This window comes from Deinococcus marmoris (assembly GCF_001949125.1).
GTDB lineage: Bacteria > Deinococcota > Deinococci > Deinococcales > Deinococcaceae > Deinococcus > Deinococcus marmoris_A.
In genome coordinates this window covers 1-8355 of record NZ_MSTI01000090.1, presented here as the reverse complement: position 1 = coordinate 8355, position 8355 = coordinate 1, and the positions used below count along the sequence as shown (strand labels likewise).

Here is an 8355-nt window from a genome sequence, read left to right as displayed (position 1 = left end):
GGGCGCTGATGGGGCTGCTGTCGCCATCGGTCCTGCAACGTCTGGAAAGCGTGCTGGCGCATTACCCGGCAGAGCCGACGGGTACTCCAGGTGGCGTGATTGAAAAAGCGGCTGAGCGCCGAGGGGGATTTGACGGTGGCCCGTTCCGGCAGAGGTCTACCGGAACCATCAAGCAACAGGTCAAGGAAGACCTCGAAGGATTCCCGGTGTTGCTTGCGAGAAAAGCAAGGCAGAATGTCAGAATAAAGCCGTCTGGAGCGCGATTCTTTTGGGTACACACCTCACTATGGGGCCGAAAGTGCGTTCCAGACATCCTTTTGCAAAACTGCAAGATGTCAGTTGAGATTGGCAGGAGAGAACACCGTTTCGCGATCTTCTCTGCGCTTCTTAGTGAATGACGTCTGTGGGATATATGGGCCTACACGCCTTGCCATTTTGAAAAAATAGCGCGAATGCTTCGATAAAGTGCGAACTCTGTCCACCTCTCACTACATTCGCGGCATCTCAAACCCACGCTCCAGCCCCCGCCCCTGCCCACGGTGTTCCCAAAGCCGAAGGGTGGGGGCGTTTTCGGCTGTTTACATCGGCACCAGCAGATGCAGTGCGGGGAAGGCTCCAAAATCCCCCGGATTGCGCGTCATCAGGGCGTCGGCGTGGTTCAGGGCGTGCGCTCCCACCAGAAAGTCGGCCACCACCTGTTTGGGGGTGTTTTGCCGCTTGGGCCGCCGCTGCCCCTGATAAACGGCATTGGCATCGGCAGCAGCTTCCCAGACCGGGGCGGGCATGCCGTAATCCAGCCCCACATTCGCCACCTTCAAAAAGGCTTCAACGCTGGCGCGGCTGTGTCCCGGTGCAGCGCACAGTTCGGTGTACACCACGCCGCAGACCACGAATGTATCGCCCCGCCCCTGCATCTGCCGAATGCTCTGTAGGTCCCGCTGGCCTTCGGGCGTCCCCAGCCAGAACCCCACGATGATGTTCGTGTCCACACTGATCTTCACGGCTGGCGCGTGCCGTCCGGGTTCAGGTAGGTGATGCGCTGGCCGGGTTCCGGTGGGCTGAGCGGCTGACCCTCACTCAGACCATCATTCTGATCGCGCAGGTCCCGAACCCACCCGGTGGCAGTTTGCCCTTCGGGAAGCGTCATGGTGCCAAACCACGCCTGAAGCGGGTCTGCGGCGGGGGCGCTGTTGCGAACGCTCACGCTGCCGTCCTCCAGCACAAATTCCAGTCGGCTTCCCGGCTTGATGCCCAGATAGTCTCTGACCGTTTTGGGCAGGGTGATCTGTCCCTTGCTGGTCACGGTGCCGTGAACTGTTGTTTTGCTGGATGTGGGAGTCATGGGCTGCGCCTCCTTACACAGCCAAGTGTAGAGGTAAGGCGCTCTGTAAATGGTGATTCTCCGCTACCCTGAGCCATGAACCTGGATGATTACCGCCGCCCCTCGCCCACCCGCCTGCGCCTGTACCTCTCGTTGCTGCTGATGCTGGTGCTGACCGCCATCCTCGGCAAGAAACGCGACGGCGATCTGGGCACGGTGGAAACCCTCAAACGCAGCTCCTTTGCGCGCATCATGTTCATGGACATCGGCGCGCTGAGTACCCTGGGAGCGTTGTATCTGGCCCTGAACGGCAAATCGCGCGTGCGTATCCCGGCGGCGCTGGCCTCGCTGGCGGTGGGCAGTTTCTCCCTGCTCCCCGCCCTGGCCTACGAGGACTGGAAAGCCATGCAGAATGCGGAAGGCGAAAACCAGACGGCCAAACGCTAAATCTGCCGATGCTGACGGCTCAAAGAGGCAGACAATAAAAAATCCGCCCTTCGCGGACGGTGATAAGAAAAATATAGCGCAGAATGCGCGGATTGTCAATTTTATGCAGCGGGTTAAAATTCCTGCGCTGGGACGGTGTTCTTAGCATCGTTAAAATAATGCTAGTGCATAGCGTCGGCCCAGTCATGCTTGCGCGCGCGAAAAGGGGGAAAGATGTATTGCGTTGGAAGGCGAACCCCTCAGTCTGCTTCCCAGCCAGCTCCCCTCAAAGGGAGCCAGGAGTGCGCTGCTGGCCGGGCAATTCCACACCTCTTGCCTCCCTTCTAAGGGGAGGTGCCCCGAAGGGGCGGACTCGCAGAGCTGCGGAGCAGAGGGGTCAACCGTGGGAGCCACCCCAGAAAACCGCGAAGCCGAGTGGTTAAGCGGGCATGGCAATTCCACAGCCCATATCCAGAACCAATAAAAAACCCGCCCTCTCGGACGGTGATAAGACAAATATAGCGTGGAATCCAGCCGCTGTCAACTTTATGCGCCGGGTCTGAAATTCCCGCACTGGGGCGTGCTTTCTCGCCCCGTATCCAACCCGAAATTGCATAAAGCAAGGGCGGCCCGCTTTCGCCTGACCGCCCCCATTTTTCCCGCGCTGCGTTAGTGCGCCACTTCCACCGCGCGGCTTTCCCGGACCACCGTGACCTGCACCTGCCCCGGATATTCCATGTCCTGCTCCACGCGCCCGGCGATCTCGCGGGCCAGCAGAATGGCCTGGGCGTCCGTGACCTTCTCGGGCTGCACGATCACGCGGACCTCGCGCCCGGCCTGGATGGCGTAGGCCTGCTGCACGCCGGGGAACGACACGGCGATCTGCTCCAGTTGCTCCAGACGGCGCACGTAGGATTCCAGCTCCTCACGCCGCGCGCCGGGCCGGGCCGCACTGATGGCGTCGGCGGCGGCTACCAGCACGCTGTACAGCGTCTCGCCGTTTTCCGGGTCATGGTGGTGGGCAATCGCGTCGATGACCTCCTGGACCTCGCCAAAGCGCCTGGCAAGGTTGATCCCGATCTCGACGTGTGTGCCGTCGATCTCGCGGTCGATGCTCTTGCCCACGTCGTGCATCAGACCGGCGCGGCGGGCCAGCCCCGCGTCCAGCCCCAGTTCGTCGGCCATGATGCCGGTCAGGTGCGCCACCTGAATGCTGTGCTTCAGGACGTTCTGGCCATAGCTGGTGCGGAAGTACATGCGCCCCAGCAGTTGCGTCAGCCCCGGCTTGATGCCCATCACCCCTGCCTCGATGGCCGCTTCCTCCCCCTGCGCGTGAATAAAGGTCTTCATCTCGTCCTGCGCCTTATGCACCATCTCCTCGATGCGGGTGGGGTGAATGCGCCCGTCGGCCACCAGTGCGTCCAGCACATGCTTGGCCACCTCGCGCCGCACCGGGTTGAAGCTGGAGAGGATCACCGCTTCAGGGGTGTCGTCGATGATCAGGTCCACGCCCGTCAGCGCCTCGAAAGCCCGGATGTTGCGGCCCTCGCGCCCGATCAGGCGGCCCTTCATGGCGTCGTTGGGAATAGGCACCACCGACACGCTCAGCGCAGCGCTTGTTTCCGATGCGCTGCGCTGGATGGCCTGGGCGATCACATGGCGGGCGTGCCGCTTGGCCTCCGCCGTGGTGCGCTCCTGCATGGCCTTGACCCGGATGGATTTCTCCTCCTCCAGCTCGTTGTCCAGCCGTCCCATGATCTCGTCGCGCGCGGCCTGCGGCGAGAGGTTGGCCACCTCATACAGCTTGAGGTCCACCGCCCGGCCCCGCTCGCTCAGATCGGCCTCGTGTTCGGCCAGGATGCGCGAGCGTTCCTCCACCCGTTCTTCCAGCGAATCGAGCTTGTCGCCGCGCGCGTCGAGCTGTTCGGCCCGGCGGTTGAGGCGTTCGATCTCGCGTTTCAGCTCCTCGCGCTCGGCCCGCGTTTCCTTGCGGTCTGCGCTCAGGGCCTCGCGGTCACGCGTGACGTCTGCCTTGGCCGCCGTGCGTTCGGCCTCTGCCTGCGTGCGTAACTTGGCGATGGCCTCGCGCTCTGCGCCGAACTGTGCGCCCAGCGCCGTGACCTGGGCTTCGCGCTCTCCAGCTTCCTGAATCCTTCTTGTGGCGTCCTGTCTGGCCTGGTCGGCCTGCTCCCGCGTTAAGCGTGCCTCGGCTTCCGCCGCCGCGCGAATGCGCTCTGCCTCTGCGCGGGCCTCCCGTTGCAGGCGGTCATCGACTGCGGCCCGCTCCCGCAAGCCCCGCGACTGCCCCCCGAGAAACCCTCCGACCAATCCGATCAGGAGCGCCACGATCAACCAGACAATCGTTGGCATACTGCTCCTTTTGGTTCTGTTTCAGGGCGGCTGGGACCACGAAAAGGTCCGCCCCCGCCCTGCAAAAAAGTGAGAAAAGACGAACGCCGTTTGAATTCGGACGTTCGTCTCGCAGTTTAGCCCCAAACCCGAAGTCTGAAAGCGCTGCCGTTGCCACAGGGGTGGTTCCTCTGGAATTTCTCTGTGTGGTGGGTGTGCGCTGGGAGGGCGCGGCGGGGTTGCTGACGGGGCGTTATTTCAGCGTGTCGCCAAAGTAGTTCAGCATTTCTCGCCTGCCGTCGCGGCTGGCATAGGTGTCGGTGATCTTGCTGTCTGCGAGCAGGAAGCCGTGCGGCGCACCCTGATAGACCGTCAGCTTGAAATTCTTGCCCGCCGCGTCCAGTTTCTGCGCGTAGCTGTAAATACTGGCAACCGGGCTGGGCTGGTCCTTCGTGCCGTGCAGGATCAGCAGGGGCGCGGTCAGCTCTCCGATAAAGTCGGCGGGAGCCTTGGGCTGCGTGGCCGTGCCGCCCGAATCGGGGAAGCCGTACCACGCCACGCCCGACTTGAACTGTTTCATCTGCGGCAGCAGCAGCATGGTGTAGCGCCCGCCCGCGCAGAAGCCCGTCAGGCCCACGGCGTTCATGTTCACGTCCTTGCGGGCCGCCAGCGTCTTCAGGCCGTCCTCCACCAGTGCCCTCACCACATCGTCACTCGGCTGCTTCTCGAAGGTCTGCCAGCCCAGTGCCAGCGTCACGTACCCGGCCCCGGCCATCTCGTCCACCAGATCCTTGTAGCCCTGTTCCAGCCCGTTGAAGGAGTGCAGCAGGATCACGGCGGCTTTGGGTGCGGCGCTGGCGGGGGCAGCCAGATAGCTCTTGTACGCCTTGCCGCCACTGGTCACGTCCAGATCAGCGCCTTTCACCGCCTGTCCCAGCGCAAGAGAGGAGAGGGCAAGGGCCGAAAGGGTCAGCATTCTGGTCAACATGGGTAGAACCTCCAATGTCCACTTTAATGGGACAGGGGAGGTATCGGGTGGAAGGATTGTCAGATGAAGGAATCTTCAGGGAGTGGACGCTGGGCTGATGACCTCGTACTGGATGACCTTTGAGATCCCTGAGAAAACCAGTTTCAGTTTTGCCCGCAGTGAACTGAGTGTGTCGAACCCCTGGCCCACTACGCTGGCAAATTGGGCCTGTGAATTGTCGTATCGACTGAGACCTTCGCCTTCCAGATCCAGAGGTTTCTGCGTGGCGTAAGCCAGGAGCGTGTTGGTTCCCATTGGTCCAGCAGCGACAAAAACATACTTGGCTTCCGGCGGTGGAAAGTTCAGCGTTGCGCCGGGCGTCAGCGTGGGCTGACCCTCTGGCAGCCGATTGGGGTAAACCTGATCGACGCTGCCATCCGGGTTCTGGTTGAACAGCGCCACATTCCACGTTCCTGAGCCGCCCGTCAAGCTGACCGTGAAGGTGATGTTCTGCCCCGCCTGGGGTGTGGCTGGATTGACCGAAACATTCAGCACGGGGTTGCTGTCGGCCTGTGGGCTGGGACTACCGCCACATGCCGTCAATGCCAGGGTGACCGATGCCAGAATTGCCAGTTTTCGCATGACGCCAATGTTAGGGCAATCCCCGTGTGCCAGGAGACGAAAAAACCCCCACCACAACGGGCGGGGGCTTGTCCAAACTCAATTCAAACCGGGGCTTGAACTCAGCTTTCCTTCTGCGCGTGGACCACCAGTTTCATGGGGATGGTCACTTCGGGGTGGGCGCGGTAGGCGATGTCGTACTCGCCGATTTCCTTGACGGTCTTGGGCATCTCCAGCTTGCGCTTGTCGATGTCGAAGCCGAGCTGGTCCAGCGCGCCCGCCACGTCGGCGTGGGTCACTGCGCCGTAGATCTTGCCTTCACCCGCACGGACGCTCATTTCGATAGCGACTCCGTTCAGGCGGCTGGCGAGGTCCTCGGCGGTGGCTTTTTCCTGGGCCTGAATCTTCTGGCGCGCGCGAATGCGGGCTTCCAGGCTCTTCATGTTGGCGGCGGTGGCGCTGGTGGCGATGCCCTGCGGAATCAGCCAGTTGCGGGCGTACCCGCTTCTGACTTCCACAATATCGCCCGTTTTGCCCAGCTTGCCGGGTTCCATCAGAATGACTTGCATATTGGCAGCCCTCCTTACTTCCGAACCAGTTTCTCGGTGTAGGGCAGCAGGGCAAGCTGACGCGCGACCTTGATGGTCTGCGAAATGCGGCGCTGGTGCTTGGCCGAGAGGCCGGTGCGGCGGCGGGGCAAGATCTTGCCGGTGTCGGAGACAAAACGGCGCAGCATCTTCACGTCTTTGTAATCGGTAATTTCAAGTTCCCCGATGGAGAAGGGGTCAACCTTGGGCTTGCGGGGACGTTTCGGCCCCTTGCCACGTGGTTTGCGGTCGCTGGATTGCGTCATGGGTTCCTTGTGCCTGCACGGTTCCTACAAATAGTTCAGAACGGCAGGTCTTCTTCTTCCGGTGGGAAATCGTCGAGACCTTGGTCTATATCTAAGCCGCCCGAACGGTTCCCCGTGTTCGCCGCCTGATTCTGGCTCTGGCCGTAGCCGTTGCCCTGGGGGCGCGCCGCACTGCTCGCGGTCTGCGTGCGAGGTCCGGCGGGGGTGGCAGCAGAAGCACCGGCTCCTGCGCCTCGGGACAGAGCTTCGACTCGCGTCGCCTCTACTTTGGTGGAGTTGCGTTTGTTGCCGTCCTTGTCGGTCCAACTTTCGTTGACCAGACGGCCCTTGACCATCACGGGGTCACCCTTACGCAGCTCTTTCATGGCCTCGGCCATTTCGCGCCACAGGGTTACGTCGATCCAGTGGGTCTTTTCCTGCTTGTTCCCAGCGCGGTCATTCCACGTCTCGTTCACGGCCAGGCCGATCCCAAGCACGGCGTCTCCGGCGGGGGTGTAGCGCAGTTCGGGGTCGCGGACGACATTACCGATCAGTGCCACTTCGTTCATCCCGTTGCCCATGCGAACGCCGCCTCCGGCGTCCTGGATCAGTTCGGGTTGGGCGTCCAGACCTTCCATGCGGAGGGCCTTGACTTTCACTGCGCTGCGCTTGCCGCCTTCCGGGGCGTCCCAGGAGCTGTAGTCCAGGGTGCCTTCCACCATCACGGCGTCGCCGCCCTTCAGGTTGCGCTCGGCCTGCCATTCGGCGGGCTTGCCCAGAATAGACACGCGGTGGTACCACGGCAGGTTCCGCTCACGTCCGTCGTTGCCGACAATCCGGTCTTCTCCGGCCACAGTGGCCTCGAAAACGGCAGTTCCGTTGGGGGTGTAACGCAGTTCGGGGTCGCGGGCGAGCGCGCCCACTAAATACACATGGTTCATGCCTCGGGCCATAACAGTGTTCTCCTTGGTGGCTGGCTGGACGCGCAGTGGCGTCCGTACTGGGGGCTTTAACGTTGCTGGCGGGTGTGGCCCTGTGCGGGTCAACTCAAGAATAACCGAACTATATGATTACGTCAATAGCATATTGGCATTGGCGTGGTCAAAGGGTGGCTTAAGCCTTCTTGGTCTTCCATTCCGGGCGGTCCTTGACCACCAGGACGCGGCGCACGTGGTCGCGCAGACGCAGGGTGCTGGCGATGTCCTTCTCGGGGTTGCCACCGGCCTTGATGGTGTACATCAGGTAATAGCCCTCGCGGTCCTTCTCGATGGCGTAGGCCAGACGGCGGTTGCCCACGTCGTCGAGGTTGCTCATCTCGGCCCCGCTGTTCTTCAACGTGGTTTCGATGTACTCCTTCTCGATTTGCACCTGCTCGGCGCTGAGGTTGGGGTTCAGGATCAGGTTCAGGTCGTACTGGTTCATGTTTCACCTCTCTTCACGCCGAATCCGGGCAAGGTCTGGCCTCGCCGCACAGCGCAACTCACCACATTATCAGAGGGCGGGGGGGAGCGCTAGAGGGGGGAATGAGGGCAGGCTTTTATCTCAACCAGATCCAATTCCCAAGACGTTCAGCGCGGCCAGAGGATCATGCCGTAGGCGTCTGACCAGATCGGTGAGGTGTCGTGTTCGCGCGTGCAAAAGGGTCAACAGTATGCCGTGCAGGACAGCCAATCCTTGCGCTCCTTGGCGCAGTCGGTGACGATCTTCATGGAAGATCGTGTCACGCCGATGGTGGCTCCGATTCTCGATACTCCAGTGTTGTCGCCAGATGTCCTCGGCTTCCCTTGCTGTGAGCAGCGTGCTGCTCACGGCAAACCGCACCTCATGGGTCACGCGCCC

At 61.9% G+C, this 8355-nt stretch carries 11 protein-coding genes and 1 pseudogene; 3 read left to right on the top strand and 9 right to left on the bottom strand.

Translation table 11 applies throughout. The features are described from left to right. Window positions 1-398 (top strand): annotated as a pseudogene (locus BOO71_RS13330) (hypothetical protein); the annotation flags it as partial. 180 nt (window positions 399-578) lie between these two features. Here the strand turns inward: BOO71_RS13330 and BOO71_RS13325 are convergent. Next, a complete protein-coding gene (locus BOO71_RS13325; protein ID WP_075833156.1) occupies window positions 579-1001 on the bottom strand; it encodes a type II toxin-antitoxin system VapC family toxin in 423 nt (140 codons plus the stop codon). Then, window positions 998-1342 carry an AbrB/MazE/SpoVT family DNA-binding domain-containing protein gene (locus BOO71_RS13320; RefSeq protein WP_075833154.1) on the bottom strand — a complete coding sequence of 115 codons (345 nt, stop codon included), beginning with the start codon at window positions 1340-1342 and terminating at the stop codon, window positions 998-1000. The genes BOO71_RS13325 and BOO71_RS13320 overlap by 4 nt, the downstream gene beginning before the upstream one ends. 75 nt (window positions 1343-1417) lie before the next feature. Between BOO71_RS13320 and BOO71_RS13315 the strand changes: the two genes are divergently transcribed. Then, a complete protein-coding gene (locus tag BOO71_RS13315) occupies window positions 1418-1768 on the top strand; it encodes a hypothetical protein (protein WP_075833152.1) in 351 nt (116 codons plus the stop codon). A 648-nt stretch (window positions 1769-2416) separates the two neighbouring features. Here BOO71_RS13315 and rny read toward each other — a convergent pair. The 7 genes from rny to rpsF form a co-directional block, all read right to left on the bottom strand. Further along, window positions 2417-4117, bottom strand: a complete 1701-nt coding sequence (gene rny / locus BOO71_RS13310) for a ribonuclease Y (protein WP_075833150.1) — start codon at window positions 4115-4117, stop codon at window positions 2417-2419. A gap of 232 nt (window positions 4118-4349) precedes the next feature. Beyond that, window positions 4350-5084: a dienelactone hydrolase family protein gene (locus tag BOO71_RS13305; RefSeq protein WP_075833148.1), complete on the bottom strand. Its 735-nt coding sequence runs from the start codon at window positions 5082-5084 to the stop codon at window positions 4350-4352. A 75-nt stretch (window positions 5085-5159) separates the two neighbouring features. Continuing rightward, window positions 5160-5705 carry a DUF4384 domain-containing protein gene (locus BOO71_RS13300; RefSeq protein ID WP_075833146.1) on the bottom strand — a complete coding sequence of 182 codons (546 nt, stop codon included), beginning with the start codon at window positions 5703-5705 and terminating at the stop codon, window positions 5160-5162. Window positions 5706-5806: 101 nt separating this feature from the next. Then, window positions 5807-6253, bottom strand: a complete 447-nt coding sequence (rplI, locus tag BOO71_RS13295; protein WP_075833143.1) for a 50S ribosomal protein L9 — start codon at window positions 6251-6253, stop codon at window positions 5807-5809. A gap of 14 nt (window positions 6254-6267) precedes the next feature. Further along, complete coding sequence (rpsR, locus tag BOO71_RS13290; RefSeq protein WP_029477417.1) at window positions 6268-6537, bottom strand: 30S ribosomal protein S18; 270 nt, start codon at window positions 6535-6537, stop codon at window positions 6268-6270. Between the two features lie 35 nt (window positions 6538-6572). Further along, on the bottom strand, window positions 6573-7469 hold the full coding sequence (locus BOO71_RS13285; RefSeq protein WP_075833141.1) for a single-stranded DNA-binding protein: 897 nt from the start codon (window positions 7467-7469) through the stop codon (window positions 6573-6575). Between the two features lie 160 nt (window positions 7470-7629). Further along, window positions 7630-7938, bottom strand: a complete 309-nt coding sequence (gene rpsF / locus BOO71_RS13280) for a 30S ribosomal protein S6 (RefSeq protein WP_029482873.1) — start codon at window positions 7936-7938, stop codon at window positions 7630-7632. 210 nt (window positions 7939-8148) lie between these two features. On the opposite strand from rpsF, the gene BOO71_RS28365 reads away from it, so the two are divergent. Then, window positions 8149-8355: hypothetical protein (locus tag BOO71_RS28365; RefSeq protein ID WP_217694832.1), on the top strand; the 207-nt coding region annotated here is incomplete at its 3' end.

What these genes read in the sequence shown, in the direction of transcription:
- rplI (WP_075833143.1), bottom strand. Translation starts at nt 6,253, where the DNA reads ATGCAAGTCATTCTGATGGAACCCGGCAAGCTGGGCAAAACGGGCGAT.
- rpsF (WP_029482873.1), bottom strand. Translation starts at nt 7,938, where the DNA reads ATGAACCAGTACGACCTGAACCTGATCCTGAACCCCAACCTCAGCGCC.
- BOO71_RS13300 (WP_075833146.1), bottom strand. Translation starts at nt 5,705, where the DNA reads ATGCGAAAACTGGCAATTCTGGCATCGGTCACCCTGGCATTGACGGCA.
- BOO71_RS13315 (WP_075833152.1), top strand. Translation starts at nt 1,418, where the DNA reads ATGAACCTGGATGATTACCGCCGCCCCTCGCCCACCCGCCTGCGCCTG.
- rpsR (WP_029477417.1), bottom strand. Translation starts at nt 6,537, where the DNA reads ATGACGCAATCCAGCGACCGCAAACCACGTGGCAAGGGGCCGAAACGT.
- rny (WP_075833150.1), bottom strand. Translation starts at nt 4,117, where the DNA reads ATGCCAACGATTGTCTGGTTGATCGTGGCGCTCCTGATCGGATTGGTC.
- BOO71_RS13320 (WP_075833154.1), bottom strand. Translation starts at nt 1,342, where the DNA reads ATGACTCCCACATCCAGCAAAACAACAGTTCACGGCACCGTGACCAGC.
- BOO71_RS13285 (WP_075833141.1), bottom strand. Translation starts at nt 7,469, where the DNA reads ATGGCCCGAGGCATGAACCATGTGTATTTAGTGGGCGCGCTCGCCCGC.
- BOO71_RS13305 (WP_075833148.1), bottom strand. Translation starts at nt 5,084, where the DNA reads ATGTTGACCAGAATGCTGACCCTTTCGGCCCTTGCCCTCTCCTCTCTT.